Origin of the sequence: Micromonospora sp. NPDC047527, from assembly GCF_040643015.1 — a bacterium.
Classification (GTDB): Bacteria; Actinomycetota; Actinomycetes; order Mycobacteriales; family Micromonosporaceae; genus Micromonospora.
The window spans coordinates 176,947-191,148 of the sequence record NZ_JBEYTK010000001.1; the positions used below are offsets into that span (position 1 = coordinate 176,947).

Genomic DNA, 14,202 nt, shown 5'->3' on the forward strand with positions numbered 1-14,202 from the left:
GCCGCCGGGCTCGCGCCTCGCGCGGGAAGACGTCCGCCTGCCACGCCGTTTCACGGCGTCGCAGCGCCAAGGCCGGCGTTCGGACGGCCCGTCAGCGACGGGCCGAGCGGACCGGCTCGGTGCGGGGGCGACCGACGCGAAACACCGCGAGGGGTGTGCCGCCCACCCGCTCGGCGAGCCGCGCGGCCGTCGCCGGGCAGTCGATGAGCTGGCTGAGCGGATGGACCGCCAGGCCGTGCCGGGCGAGAGTCAGCCACGTACGCAGAAGGCGCCTGCCTGCGGCGATGCGGTCGTCGCCGTCGGCGAGCAGGACCAGGATGCTGCCGTTGTAGCGCAACAGGCCGCGACCGCTGGCGGCCAGCAGGGCCGGAAGGCCCAGCCGGCGGGCGACGGGGTACGCGCGAAGCGCTGTGGACAGGGCCCACGCTTCGGACCGGGACAGGGCGAGTGCCCGGTCCGTGAGTCCGTCGAGGTGATACCGAGGGTGGCGTGGGCTGAGGCGCAGCCAGTCACGCAACTCGACCGCGACGGCTGGCGTGCCGAACATCCAGCGGTCGGCGACCGCCAGATCCGGTGCGAGATCCCGGGTCGCAACGTGCGCGATGCCGGGCTCCAGCTCCGCGATGACATCGGCGTCGACGTACCCGGGCTCGTAGGGACCACGGGCGACCCGGCGGGCCTCGACGTCGGCGATCGTGAAGGGAGTCCGGTAGCGGTTCGCCGCGGGGATCAGTTGCGGGCCGGGGGCCGCGGTGACGGAGAGACCGAGTTCGGCGGAGACGATGAGGCAGGTCTCCACGAATGCGCCGATACCGAGGGCCAGATCGCGGCCGGTCGGGTCGGAGTCGGGCAGGCTGCGGGCGGCGTCGACATCGATGACGATCCTGTCGGCGTGGTATTCCGGTCGCCACGGCTGCGTGTTGTGCGCGCTCGGTGCCCGGTTGCAGATCGCCGCGTTGGCCCGCAACTGCTCCACCCAGCTCACGCCGTCGCCCTCTCGTAGAAGGTGTACCCGTGCAGGGGCCGTCCGCCGGCGCGCCGGTACTGGGCTGCCGAGGCGTCGTTCGTCCGCTCGACGAAGGTGCTGCGCAGGGTGCGGTACCGGTTGCTGGAAAGGTTGCGATGCAGTTCCCGGGACAGCAGCGTCAGGTACCCCTTGCCCTGCTCGTCGGGCACGGTGCCCTTGATGATGAGGACGGCGTCGCGCCGGTACCGGTCGCGGGTGGCGAGGAGGCGGAGCTGGTTGATGACGCCGAGCCGACCGCCGATGCTCATGAGGTACTCGGAGATGTCCGGCACTGTGACGACGAACGCGACGGGTCGGCCGGCCTTCTCCAGCCAGAGCAGAAGGGCCTCGTCGAGCAGGAACGCGAGGCCGTCCGTCTGCTCCGCCAGCTGCTCGGCGGAGATGGTGGTGTAGTAGCCGAGCTGGGCGAAGCTCGCGTTGAGCATCTGCCGCAGGATCGGCAGCTGGCGGTGCAGGCGCCATCGGGAGCCGTGCCGGATGACGAGCTGTTCGGCGTCGACCCGGGCGTCGTCGAAGGCAAACCCGTGGTCGGGGTCGCCGGTGGCCGTACCGTCGAGGTCCACAAGCCAGGTGTCCGCCTCGAAGCGACGGTGGAAGCCGTGCCGCTCGTACATCATCGGGTAGTAGGCGGGGTTCCACGCGGAGTCCACGAAGCCGCGGTCGGCGAAGCCGGAAGTGATCACCCCGCCGGTCTGGTTCGGCAGCAGCGCCACCGGACCGAAGAGCGGTCGGCCGTCGGCCCTGGCCTCGACGCCGTCCATGATGGCGGCGAAGACGTCGTCGTCATCGACGAACTCGGTGTGCCCGAACAACTGTCGAGGGCCCACCTTGGCGTCGAAGGCCGCACTGCGGTGCATGCTGGTGCGTCCCACGACGGTGCCGTGTCGATCGCGGACCAGGAACAGTTCGGCGCTGCGGCGTTGGGTCGCGGTGACCGATGACAGCAGGGGAACGTACCTGTCGGTCGGGTGGAGCCGGAGCGGGAAGTCGACGAACGCCCGCAGGTCTGCCCGCGACCGCACAGGAACCAGTCTCATCCGCGATGCACCGCCGGGCCGGACGTCTCGGTGGGCAGGGGAGTGAAGGTCGGGATGTGTGCCATGCCGTCGGACTCGGCGCGCCAGACGCCGTTGCTGTAGCCCTGGGGCTCGGCGTTGTACAGGCGGATGTAGCCGCCTGTCGCGTTCTTCGTGCCGTGATCGGTCACCCAGCACATGAGGTCGCGGTGGTGACGGCTGCGGGCGAACTTCAGCAGCGCGTCGCGGTCGCTGAAAAAGGCGATGGTGCCGAGAGTGAAGGGGAACTGGTAATACACGGTGTGCCACCGGTATCCGTCCATCCGCTTCATCTGCCGAACCATCTTGAACCACACCCGGGTGAGCGTGAGGATCGAGCGCGGCCCCCGGTAGCGGGTGGCGCCGACGAACATCGCTGTCGCCTGGCCTACCGGAGGCGCGGCCGAGAAGTCGCTGGTCCTCACACCGTCACGCCCTTCACCAGGTACACGTTCTTGATCTTAGAGGCGGCGTCGGCGAACGGCCCGGTGCCGAACTCGTGGACCTCCACCCGCAGGTCGGCGGCGGACGGATCCTCGGCGAGGGATTCGGCAAAATCGCGGCTGACCTGGGCGAGGTGACGCAGGACCCCCGCGCGGCAGGTGTCCACGAGGCTTCGCCGCTCGTCGGAGCCGAGTGTCAGGTGCTCGCGAAGTTGCAGGTGGATGACCGGCCGAGTCTCCAGGTCGGCCTGCTCGGTCAACTCCAGGCAGAAGCTCTCCAGCAGGTGCGCCTGCGAATTGCCTGCGTAGAGGCCGTACTCGACGTCCTGCGGGTAGATGTTGGCGCCCATGTAGGAGATCGTGCTGTCCTTGCGGCCGTACAGGAACAGAAGCGGCAACCGCATCCGGTCGACCTGCCAGGCGCGCTCCGCGTCGGCCCGCGCCTCGGGGTCGGCGATGGCGGCCACAACCTCCGGGTACGACACCAGCCGGCCCTCGTCGCCGATGTTGTAGCGGACCCGCGGATTGAGCACCGCCGTCGAGTTGATCGTGCAGAGGACCTCCTGATCCGGGGTGGTCTCCAGGTACGTCTCCAGCGGGTTGTACTGGAAGACCATCGGCAGCCGATGCTCGCCGGCCCCCAGCAGGGCGGTCCGCAGCGCGACGTCGGTACGTAGACGCCGGCGGACCCAGACGCTGAAGTCGGTCTCACCGGCGATGCCGATGGTGAGGTCGCTGGCCCCGTAGCCGGAACGCACCTTGACGAACCGCTCCTGGAGATAGTCGCGTAGCGCCTCGGTCATCCCCTCACCGCCGACCAGGCCACTGATGCGGTACTCGGCCCACGGGAAGTCCTCGGCGTCGAGCTTGTCGCGCAGATGCTTGAGGAACGGGGGGTACGCGGTGACGATGTAGTCGAAGCCGGGCCCGAAGTACCGCAGGGTATCGACGATCTTCTGCAGGTCCGGTCCGGTGTTCTTCACCATGGCGATCGTGGACATGGCGATGCCGGTGTTGGTCCCGGTGGCCCAGGCACCCATCGAGTACGCGTTGATGACGAACCGCCGCTTCGACGGAAAGACCATTGTGGCGAAGCCGGCCAGGTTCTTGTGGACCGAGCGCAACTCCCGGCGGCTGCGGATCCAGTTGAACGGCTGACCGGACGAGCCCGACGACTCGTCGACCACGCTGCCAGCGATCTCGATCTCACCGTGCCAACAGCGCTGCGCCTCCGGGTACGCCTGCACGTAGGACCGCTTGTCAGTGGGCGGGTACGACGACAGGTCGAACCACCGGAACCGCCAGTGGTTGCGGCGGAGGTAGTCGCCGTACGCGGGCACGTCGATAGCGGCGAACTGGCAGGTCATCCAGGCGTGCAGCCGGGCGAAGCGACCCATGTACGGACGATACTGACGTGCGGTGAGCCGCCACATCGCCGGATGGATCCGGTACAGCGTGTAGAGCCAGGTCAGTGCGAAGCTCGCGAAGCGCAACGTCCACCGGCGCAGGAATGTCACCACGCGCCGAGGCTATTGGACCTTCGGGTCGGGCGCCTGGTGCCGGATACTCGGCCGTCCTGAGTATCCGGACCCAGCCGCCACCCACCGGGAGGGTCTGCCGCTGCGACAGCTGAAGCGTACTCCGCGTCCATGGTCCGAGGCGGCAACCACGAGTACGGTTTCGGTTCTCGACAGGCACGGGAGGGAGCGAGGGTGGCGCAGCAGAGAGCGTTGGTGGTCCGGGGCGGCTGGGAGGGGCACCGGCCGGTCGAGGCGACCGAGTTGTTCATCCCCTTCCTCGAACGTAGTGGCTACGCCGTACGGGTTGAGGAGTCGACGGAGATCTACGCCGATGCCGCCGAAATGGCCGCCACCGACCTCGTCGTGCAGTGCGTGACGATGTCGCAGATCACCGCGGAGCAGGCGGCGGGCCTCAGCGCGGCGGTCGTCGCCGGTACGGGGTTCACCGGCTGGCACGGCGGAATCGTTGACTCGTTCCGTGCGTCATCTGAGTACCTGCATCTGGTGGGCGGTCAGTTCGCGACCCATCCGGGTCGGGAGCCGTGCGAGCGTCGCGGCGGCGAGGAGGACAACTTCCTGCCGCACACGGTGCACATCACCGATCTCGGCCGGGAGCATCCGATCACCGCCGGAATCGAGGACTTCGACCTGGTCACCGAGCAGTACTGGGTGCTGCACGACGACCTGATCGACGTCCTGGCTGTCACGACCCACCCGACGCAGGAGTGGCATCCGTGGCACCGGCCGGTCACCTCGCCGGCGATCTGGACCCGACTCTGGGGTGCCGGGCGCGTCGTCGTGACCACCCCGGGGCACAGCCTTGACGTGCTGGAGCACGCGAGCGTCCGTACCGTCATCGAGAGGGGGATGATGTGGGCGACCCGCACCGCGTCGGCGTCGTAGGTCTCGGGGTCATCTCCCGCGCGTACCTGGACACACTGGCGAACCACCCGGCGGTGACCATCGCCGCGCTTGCCGACCTCGACGCTGCCCGGTCGGCCGCCGCGGCGGCCACCATCCCCGGCGCTGAGGCGTTGACCGTCGAGGGTCTGCTCGCCCGCCCGGACGTGCAGACGGTGCTCAACCTGACGATCCCCGCGGCGCACGCGGAGATCTCGCTCGGCGCGATCGACGCGGGCAAGAACGTGTACGTCGAGAAGCCGCTCGCCGTGACGTTCGAGGACGGCCGTTCGATCGTCGAACGCGCCGCGGCGGCCGGCGTCCGCGTCGGGTGTGCGCCGGACACCGTCCTGGGCACCGGCACCCAGACGGCGCGGGCGGCGATCGACGGCGGGCTCATCGGCCGCCCGTTGTCCGCGTCGGCCGTCATGGTCACGCCAGGGCACGAGCGCTGGCACCCCCACCCCGACTTCTACTACGCCCCGGGCGGCGGCCCGTTGCTGGACATGGGGCCGTACTACATCTCGGCGCTCATCCACCTGCTCGGGCCGGTTCGCGCGGTGGGCGGAGCCGCCAGCCGTCTGCGCGCCGAGCGCGTCATCGGCTCGGGCCCGCGTCTCGGCCAGCGGATTCCGGTTGAGGTGGACACCCACGTGACAGGCGTGCTCGAACACGTCAACGGTGCTCTCTCCACCATCACCATGAGCTTCGACGGGGTCGCGACGACAGCCGCACCGATCGAGGTGCACGGGGAGACCGGCACGCTCGCCGTACCCGATCCGAACGACTTCGACGGTCAGGTCCGCCTCTGCGCGCTCGGCGGCACCGAATGGCGCGTTCTCGAGCCGCGGGCCGGTTACGCCGAGGGTTCCCGAGGCATCGGTCTGATCGACCTTGTCCGGGCCGACGGTCAGCGTCCGCCGCGCGCAGGCGGCGACGTCGCGCTGCACGTACTCGAAACGATGACCACCCTGCTCCAGTCGGCAGCCGAAGGCCGGCGGATCGAGCTGACGACGGTGGTGGAGCGACCCGCGCCAGTGCCGCTCACTCCGGTCGCGGACTGGAAGGTGTACGACGCCGCGTAGGCGAAACTGTCCAGGCTCAGTTGCCCGCGCCCCTGACCTCGCTGACGCTGCCGCCGATCACGGTCCTGAACTGGGGTGTACCGGCGGATCCGTGCGGCGCGGGCGTGGCGAGCAGCATCCGCAGCCCTTCGGCGAGGCCGGCGCTCCTGGTGACCCGCTGGGCGAACGTCAGCCGGACGTCGGTGTGCCGGTCCGGCGCCTCGGCGCGGAGCACGATGCCGTTGGCGTCGACGGCGACCGGTACGACTCGCGTCGACCCGGCGGTCAACGCGGGGTCGAGCAGTGCGGCGAGCTGGTCGAGGAGATCACCGTGCTGGTCGGTGAGGTGTTGCAGGTGTACGGCCTCGTCGGCGGCGAGCGGGTCCGGCCGCGCGCCCCGATAGGCGCTGACGCTCAGCGTGGTGTCGCCGATGTCGCGGGTGAGGCCGACCTCGACCGGTTCGACAGCCCACAGCGCGACGGGAGGCAGATCGAGCAGGGACATGACGGTGTCGCAGTCACACGAGTCCAGGACGCCGGAGTCGAACCGGCGCGCGGTGCCCAGCATCCAGACTCTGGCCCGCACGCGGGAGCGTACGGCGACCGGGACGAGTTGCGTCACGTCGAGCCGCGCCGCGCCCTGCCGCCCGCGTGCCGCGACCAGCAGGCCGCCGGTCCGGCTCATCGCGTCGACGGCGAGGATCACCGTGCCGTCGGGCAGGACGGCGTGCGATTCGATGAGGTCGGCGCAGGCGTCGCCAAGTCGGAGCCGCAGGGACGACGCAGCGGCCAGGGTCGATCGTGCCGTCACGGCGGCCTGATCAGCCGCTGCGGCAGCGTGCGCGGGATCCGCCAGCTCCGTTGGTCGCACGGCTGGGTGGAACACCATGTCAGTCCCCTTGGCCCGTAGTGAAGGTGAATCGGCCTCGGATCGTGACAATAGTAGGTAAGGCTAACCTTTGCCAAGGCGGTGCCGTGCCGTGGGTGTGACGTCACGTCGGCACGCGCCAGTGGCGTCAGGCCGGCTGGTAGGTGAGGCAGTCGCTGGCGGTGGCGCCCGGGCCGACGGTGATGGACTCGGCCGTGCAGGCGAGGTTGGCGTTGTAGGTGCACTCGGAGCGCGCACACGCGCCCACCGCGCCGGTCACCTCCGGGATGCCGCCCTGGATCGAGGACTCCACGAACGTGGCGCAGGACGCGGCGTCGCCCGTCGAGGCCACGGTGATCGCCGGAGCGTGGCAGCCCTTTGCGTTGAAACTGCACGCGGTGGCGGCACATTCACGCACGGGGGGCGACTGGAGCAGAGTTTTCATGATGTTCTCCCAAGCCAAACCGTAGGGGCCGGCGCGGTAAAGGAAGCCGGCGTGCTCATATGTCAGTCCGTATATTTGCCACTCAGGTGGAAGGCAAACCCGCCACCGATCGGGACCTTGAAGACATCACGCTAACAGCGCGACGTGTCCCGCACGACGTTTTCATCGTTCCTTCGCGGTCGCGCCGGAGGCAAGTCGGAATTTGTTAGGTAAGTCTTGCCTTACCTGTTCGGAGGCTTTGTGTGCGCCTGGCGGCCCTGATTTCAGCATCACGGAAAGGAGAGGGGGTTCGGCAATTACCGCAATTGCTCAACAGCGCTTTCAGCTTTCGGCGCTACTTCACGAACGTGGGAAGGTGCCGGGTGGCGGTCAAATAGATCCCGCCTTCGCGGTACGGCCGCACAGGCGCCAGGTAATGCGGCCGGTCGGACCGTCGTCATGGCCCGGCCAAGCCCTCGCCGGATCGAGACCGTTCAGCGTGGTACGCGTGCGCCAGGGCACGACCCGAACGTCCGAGGCGTACGCCCGCCGGAGTCCGCGACGATGAAGGCTCAAGTGCTCAGTTGCCGCCGGCGTAGCGAGCGACAGCCTGGACGGCGGGTCGCGCTGTCGGTCCGGCCCGATCGCTGCCCTACTCTGCATTGGACATGTTGGGACCATCGTTGTGGTGATGGCATGCAGTTCCGGCTGCTAGGTCCGCCGGAGATCCTCCGGGGCGGGCGAGTGGTGCCCCTCGGAGGACCGAAGCAACAGGCGCTGCTGGCCCTGCTCCTGCTGCGACCCAACCGGTTCGTGGCCGCCGACTGGCTGGTCGAGGCGCTGTGGGACGGACGGCCGCCGGCCAGCGCCCAGATGACGCTGCGCACGTACGTGGCCGGGTTGCGTCGGGTCGTGGAGCCCGAGCGGTCCCATCGCGAGCCGGCACGAATCCTGCGCAGCCACCCGAGAGGGTACGAGCTGCGGGTGGACGCCGAGGCCATCGACGCGGTCCGGTTCGGCAGCCTCGTGGACCAGGCGGCGGATGCGTTCGCGGCCGGGGAGCTGGCGGCCGCCGAGGATTGCTACGCCGAGGCGTTGGCGTTGTGGCGGGGTGAGCCGCTGGCGGGCGTCGCCGAGCTGGCCGCGGTGCGCCCGGAGGTGACTCGGCTGGCTGAGCTGCGGTTGAGCGCCGAGGAGGGGCGTTTGACCGCCGCCGTCGTGGCCGGCCGGCACGCGACGCAACTGGCGGAACTGCGCCGGTTCGTGTCGGCGAACCCGCTGCGCGAGAGGGCTCGGGCGCAGTTGATGGTGGCGCTGTACCAGTCCGGCCGGCAGACCGAGGCGCTGGCGGCCTTCGACGAGGGGCGCCGGATCCTGGCCAGCGAGTACGGGCTCGACCCCGGGGAGCAGATCCGGGCGGTGCACCGGCTGATCCTGGAACAGGCCGAACCGGCGGAGTCCGACGGTCCGGCGACGGTCGGTCCGGACGTCGTACGGGTGGCCGAGACCCTGCCGCTCCGCGTCGAGTCCCTACCGAGCTCAGTCGCGGTGGTCCCGAACGAGCCCGGAGCCGAGGGCGCGGACCCGCTGGTGGGTCGTGGCGCGGAGCTGGAGCGCCTACGGGAATCGCTCGACGCGGCCACCCGGCACGGCGGGCGGGTGCTGGCTCTGGTGGGGGAGGCCGGCATCGGCAAGACCAGCCTGGCCGCGGCACTCGGCGCGCAGGCCGCCGCGAACGGCGTCCCCGTGGTCTGGGGCCGCTGTCCCGATGTCGGGCAGGCGCCACCGTTCTGGCTGTGGAGCCAGGTGGTACGCGCGCTCGTGGCGATGCCGGAGGCCAGCGCCACGGGTTCGGCGAGCCGGCTGGGCGGGTTCGCCGCGGGGTCGCTGCCGGCCCCGGCGGACGGTGGCGGGTTCGACCCCACGGCGCGGTTCCAGGTGTACGAGGCGGTGTCGGAACTGGTGCACGCGGTGGCCCGGCGGCGCGGCCTGCTGGTCGTGGTGGACGACCTGCACGCCGCCGACCCGGACTCGCTGCTGTTGCTGCGGTTCCTCTCCGCCGATCTGTCGGCGGCCCGGGCGCTGGTGGTGGCCACCCTTCGGCCGTACGACCACGATCCGGCCCTGGTGGCGACCGTCGCCGAGCTGGCTCGCGGTCGGGGGTTCGGCCAACTTCGGCTCGCCGGGCTGGACGCGTCCTCGGTCGCCGACCTCGTCCGGGACCGGACCGGGGTGGCACCGCCGGAGCCCGTCGTGGCGCGACTCGTCACCCGTACCGGCGGGAATCCGTTCTTCATCACCGAGCTGCTCCGATCCCGGACCGACCCGGCAGCCGCCGCGGAGCTGCCGCCGAGCATCCGCGACACCGTACGGCTGGGGCTCGGTGGGTTGCCCGAACCCGCCCGACGCTGCCTCGACCTGCTCAGCGTGGCCGGACACGACCTGGACCTTCAGGTGATGGCGGCGGCGCTGGACACCACGGCCCCGGCGGTGGCCGAAGGGCTGACCCCGGCCTACACGGCGGCACTGGTGACCGAGGCCGGACCGGGCGCGGTCACCTTCCGCCATCCGCTCATCGCCGAGGTCACCTACGCCGAGCTGGTCCCGCCGCGCCGGGCCGCTCTGCATGCCCGGCTGGCCGTGGTCTACGAGCGGGCGGCGGACGTCGCACCGGCCGAGTTGGCCCACCACTACGGTCAGGCGATCGGGCTCGGCCACGGTGAGGACCACCTGCGGTGGTCGCTGCTCGCCGCCGACGACGCGACCCGGCGGGTCGCCTACGAGGACGCGCTCGGTCACCTCGAACGCGCCGCGCACCGGCTGGCCCCGACCGCGCAGGGCTCGCCCGACGTGGCGTCGACCGAACTGGCCGTCCAGTTGCACCGCGCGTCGCTGTTGCAGATGACGGTCGGTGTCGGCAGCGACGCGGTCGACCAGATCTGCGCCCGCGCCCGGGAGCTGCTGACACTGGTGGGGCCGGACGCCGACATCCGGCACGCGCTCTGGGCACTGGGCGAACTGGCCGCCAACCGGGCCGAGTTCGCGTTCTGCACCGACCTGGCGGAGCGGCTGGTGCGGGCCGAGGACGACGGCAGCCGGCTGATCGCCGTGGCCGGCGAGTACCTGCTCGGTGCGGTCGGCTACTTCACCGGCCGGCTGGCCGACGGCGAGCGCCGGCTCACCGTCGCGATCGACCGGCTGCGAACGGTCGATCGGGTGCTGCTGCGCCGAGAGATTGGTCGGCGTCCGGTTCTCGGCTGCCACAACTTCCGGGCGTTGGTCCGCTCGGTACGCGGCAACCCCTCCGGCGCCTGGGCGGACATCGCCGATGCCGAGGCCCTTGCCGAGGAACTCGACGACCCGTACGGCCGGGCGAACGCGGCACTCTACGCCGCCTGGCTGGCGATGCAGGAACACGACGTCGCCGCAGCCGACGTCGCGGGGCGGCGGTGCCAGGACATCGGCCGGGCCACCGGCCTGCCGCACCTGATGGCGACCGGCGCGTTCTTCGCCGAGTGGGCTGCCGCGCGGGGCGGTGAGCACGGCCGGCTCGAAGCGATGCGCGCCGCCGGTGAGGAGATCTACCGTCCAGGACTGCGGTCCACCCGGACCATCACGCTCTGCGCGATGGCCGAGGCGTACCTGACTGCCGGTCAACCGGAGACCGCGGCGACGCTGGCCGAGGAGGCGCTGGCCGTGGCCGACCGGGTGGGGGAGCGGGTGTTCGTCGCTGAACTGCACCGCATCCGCGGCGTCGCGCGCCGCGACCGCACGGAGTGGGACGTCGGGGCCCAGATCGCCGCCGAACAGGGCGCCGGGCTGTTGCTGCCCCGGTTCGCCGGTTTCTGACCGGCGTGGAGGCCCGCCTCCACGCCGTCTCCACAACTTTTCCACGCCGAGCTGGTGCCCTGGTTGGCGTCGGGGAGGACGGCCGGGTGCCGTCCCCACAGGAACGTGTTCCGAGAGGGCACCGCCATGCGTCCAGATCAGCCGTCGGCTCACCACCCGGTCCAGGAGGTCGACGTGGCCGTCATCGGCTGCGGACCGGTCGGTGCGCTCACCGCCAACCTGCTCGGCGCTCGCGGCGTCACCACACTGGTCGTGGAGCGGAGCGCGGCCCCGCACGGCCAGCCGCGAGCCTTCTCCTGCGACGACGAGGCGCTACGCATCTACCAGCAGGCCGACCTGCTCGACGAGGTACGGGGTGAGACGATCGCGCCGCCGCTCGTCGAGTACGTCAACCGCGCGGGCCGGGTCTTCGCCCGGATGGCGTTGTCCGAGACGGATTTCGGGTACGGCCACGCCCCGCTGCGCTTCTTCGACCAGCCACGACTGGAACGGACGCTACGGTCCGGGCTGGACCGCTTCCCGCACGTCCAGCTCTCACTCGGCACCGAACTGGTCGGCCTGACCCAGGACGAGCACGGGGTGACCGTGCTCCTGTCCGACGTGGTCACCGGTCAACGGCGGGCAGTTCGCGCCAGGTACGTGCTCGGCTGCGACGGCGCCCGCAGCGCCACCCGATCCGCCGTCCGGATCCCGCTGGGTGGGGCGAGCTACGCCGAGCCGTGGCTCGCGGTCTCCGGCGACGTGCCGCCCGACGCGGTGCGGGTCAGGGACACCCGGTTCGTCTGCGACTGGCAGCGCCCGGCGTTCGTGTCTCCCGGCGCGGCCGGCAGCTACCGCCTGGAGTTCATGCTGCGCCCGGGGGAGACCGAAGCCGAGATGCGGCACCCGGAGATGATCGCCGCGCTCGTCTCGCCGTACGTCGACCCGGACCGGTTCGACGTCACCCGGGCGGTGGTCTACAGCTTCCACCACCTCATCGCCGAACGGTGGCGGGAGGGGAGGGTCTTCCTGCTGGGCGACGCGGCCCACCAGATGCCCCCATTCTTGGGTCAGGGTCTGTGCAGCGGCCTACGCGACGCGGCGAACCTGTCGTGGAAGCTGGCCCTGGTGTTGTCCCGCGCCGCCGACGCCGCGGTGCTGGACACGTATGAGACCGAGCGGCGCCCGCACACCCTGGAGATGGCGCGGACGAGCGTCCGGCTGGGGCGGGTCTTCCTGGCCCGCAACCGGTCCGCCGCCTGGGTGCGGGACACCGTGCTACGGGCGGTCCAGACGATCCCCCGGGTACGGCGGTTCGTGGAGCGGTTCGAGTTCAAGCCGGTGCCGGCGTACCGGCGGGGCCTGATGTCCGGCGGTCGGCGCGACGGCGTGGTCGGGACGATGTTTCCCCAGCCGCGGATCCTCATCCCGGGATCGTCCGGTGCGCGTTTGCTCGACGAGGCGCTCGGTGACGGCTTCACCGTGCTCGGCCTCGCCACGGCGGGCAGTTCGCTCGGACCGCAGTGGCGAGGGCTGCCGGTACGGTTCGTCGCCGTCCACCCGTCCGGCACTCCGGTGGCTGGCCTGCCGGACCTGTCCGGGGACGGCCAGCCGGACCGGGTCGATGTCGTTGACGTCGACGGTGTGCTCGGCAGTTGGCTCCGGCACCGCCGCGCCGACCTGGTGGTGCTGCGGCCGGACCGGTTCGTGTTCGCCCTGTCGGCGGCCGCCGGGATCGACCAGGTCGGGCGGGATCTGTCGGCCGCCCTCGGCGTGCCGTCGGATCGACCGGGTCAGTCCGTGCGGCCGGTGGGCGGGGCTGCCTCGTGACCTGGTGCAACCACGTCCACCGGCGCCCAGAGGCCGGCCGACCCGCGACGAGGTCAGTACCTGACCTGCACTCCCATCTTGCGCCAGGTGCGCGGGCCGACCGCGCCGTCGGCCGTGAGGCCCTGCATCTTCTGGTACCAGCGGACCCCGGCCTCGGTCCGGGTGCCGAACTCCCCGTCCGCGGTGCCGCACCGCCGCTCGCCGATGAACCGCTGGACGAAGCCGACGTCGTCGCCGGTCGCGCTGCGGCGCAACGTGCGGGAACCGGGCTCCCGTCGGGGTTGAGCCGGCGGCTTCGTCGGGGGCTTCGCGGGCGGTTTGGTCTGCGGCTTCGCGGGCGTCGGCGGCTTCGCTGTTGTCGACGGCTTCGCGGGCGTCGGCGTGGACGCCGTGCGGAGGGCCGCCACGGTCTTCGGCCCGACCAGGCCGTCGACCGTGAGCTTCTTCGCCTTCTGGAAGCCGCTGACCCACGCCTCGGTACGGCTGCCGAAGTCGCCGTCCACGGTGAGCGGTGGCTTCGCGCCGAGCGTGTTCGCCAGGGCCTGGAGTTCGCGGACGTCAGCGCCGGTGCATCCCGTACGCAGCACCCGGTCGCCGAGCTTCAGGGGCTTGGTCGGCACCCCGGCGTCGATGCCCCAGGCCCGGCGGCTGTTCTCCAGTTCGGGGGAGTGGCTGACGCTGACGTGCAGGTGCTTGGTGTGCGGGTTCGACCCGGTGTACCGGGACGGCGTGAACCCGCGGGTGCGGCTCCAGATCGTCCGGTCGAAGATCACGTACTGGGTGGACGGGTGGACGATGGCCCGGCGCACCACCAGCTGCGGGTCGATGCCGTCCCGGTCGACGTCCAGCGCGTTGACGGAGTTGTCGTGGTCGGGGTTGTGGTCCGATTTCGTGGCCTGGTGGGCGGTGTCGCCGATCCAGCCGTCGGAGGCGCGGTCCCGGTTCGGCCAGCGGGCGTTGATCTCGTTGCGCAGGCACACCAGCACCGGGGCGAGCCGGACCGGCGGGCGCATGCCCGGCGGAGGTTCCTCGCCGTCGTCCGGGTCCTCCCCGCCCGGGTCCTCTCCGGGACCGGTGCCCGGGTCGTCGTCCGGACCGAGGTCGTACTCGACCTCGTCGCCGATCAGGCTGCCCGGGTCGTCGTCCTCGTCGTGGTGGGTGACATCCGGATCGTCGATGTCGGGTGCCACGTCCATGTCGTCCTCCCAGGGGTTGGGTCTCGGCGGCGGTGCGGGAGACGAGC

The 14,202-nt window shown here is 71.1% G+C and carries 11 protein-coding genes; 4 read left to right on the forward strand and 7 right to left on the reverse strand.

All coding sequences use genetic code 11. From position 1 onward, the window contains the following. Positions 1-91 precede the first annotated feature (91 nt). The 4 genes from ABZ808_RS00800 to ABZ808_RS00815 are packed head-to-tail and all read right to left on the reverse strand — an operon-like array spanning position 92 to position 4,045. Positions 92-985 carry a hypothetical protein gene (locus ABZ808_RS00800; protein ID WP_356998974.1) on the reverse strand — a complete coding sequence of 298 codons (894 nt, stop codon included), beginning with the start codon at positions 983-985 and terminating at the stop codon, positions 92-94. Further along, on the reverse strand, positions 982-2,064 hold the full coding sequence (locus ABZ808_RS00805; protein WP_356998977.1) for a hypothetical protein: 1,083 nt from the start codon (positions 2,062-2,064) through the stop codon (positions 982-984). Before ABZ808_RS00805 ends, ABZ808_RS00800 begins: the two co-directional genes overlap by 4 nt. Beyond that, positions 2,061-2,456 carry a DUF4188 domain-containing protein gene (locus tag ABZ808_RS00810; protein WP_356998980.1) on the reverse strand — a complete coding sequence of 132 codons (396 nt, stop codon included), beginning with the start codon at positions 2,454-2,456 and terminating at the stop codon, positions 2,061-2,063. Before ABZ808_RS00810 ends, ABZ808_RS00805 begins: the two co-directional genes overlap by 4 nt. Positions 2,457-2,503: 47 nt before the next feature. Further along, positions 2,504-4,045, reverse strand: coding sequence for a phenylacetate--CoA ligase family protein (locus tag ABZ808_RS00815; RefSeq protein WP_356998983.1), 1,542 nt, complete (start codon positions 4,043-4,045; stop codon positions 2,504-2,506). A gap of 192 nt (positions 4,046-4,237) precedes the next feature. Between ABZ808_RS00815 and ABZ808_RS00820 the strand changes: the two genes are divergently transcribed. Next, on the forward strand, positions 4,238-4,948 hold the full coding sequence (locus ABZ808_RS00820) for a ThuA domain-containing protein (protein ID WP_356998986.1): 711 nt from the start codon (positions 4,238-4,240) through the stop codon (positions 4,946-4,948). After that, the gene (locus ABZ808_RS00825; RefSeq protein WP_356998989.1) at positions 4,918-6,030 is read left to right on the forward strand and encodes a Gfo/Idh/MocA family oxidoreductase; all 1,113 of its coding nucleotides are present in this window, start codon (positions 4,918-4,920) and stop codon (positions 6,028-6,030) included. Before ABZ808_RS00820 ends, ABZ808_RS00825 begins: the two co-directional genes overlap by 31 nt. 16 nt (positions 6,031-6,046) lie before the next feature. On the opposite strand, the gene ABZ808_RS00830 is transcribed toward ABZ808_RS00825, so the two are convergent. Next, positions 6,047-6,865 (reverse strand): DUF2470 domain-containing protein, encoded by an 819-nt coding sequence (locus tag ABZ808_RS00830; RefSeq protein WP_357002684.1) that lies wholly within the window; start codon positions 6,863-6,865, stop codon positions 6,047-6,049. Positions 6,866-7,025: 160 nt separating this feature from the next. Then, positions 7,026-7,322 carry a DUF1540 domain-containing protein gene (locus ABZ808_RS00835; protein ID WP_356998992.1) on the reverse strand — a complete coding sequence of 99 codons (297 nt, stop codon included), beginning with the start codon at positions 7,320-7,322 and terminating at the stop codon, positions 7,026-7,028. A 675-nt stretch (positions 7,323-7,997) separates the two neighbouring features. Here ABZ808_RS00835 and ABZ808_RS00840 point away from each other — a divergent pair. Continuing rightward, the gene (locus tag ABZ808_RS00840) at positions 7,998-11,150 is read left to right on the forward strand and encodes a BTAD domain-containing putative transcriptional regulator (RefSeq protein WP_356998994.1); all 3,153 of its coding nucleotides are present in this window, start codon (positions 7,998-8,000) and stop codon (positions 11,148-11,150) included. 126 nt (positions 11,151-11,276) lie between these two features. Further along, entirely contained in the window at positions 11,277-12,959 is a 1,683-nt protein-coding gene (locus ABZ808_RS00845) for a bifunctional 3-(3-hydroxy-phenyl)propionate/3-hydroxycinnamic acid hydroxylase (RefSeq protein WP_356998996.1), read from the forward strand. Positions 12,960-13,012: 53 nt separating this feature from the next. Here the strand turns inward: ABZ808_RS00845 and ABZ808_RS00850 are convergent, their stop codons facing one another. Then, positions 13,013-14,155, reverse strand: a complete 1,143-nt coding sequence (locus ABZ808_RS00850) for a peptidoglycan-binding protein (protein ID WP_356998999.1) — start codon at positions 14,153-14,155, stop codon at positions 13,013-13,015. Positions 14,156-14,202 lie beyond the last annotated feature (47 nt).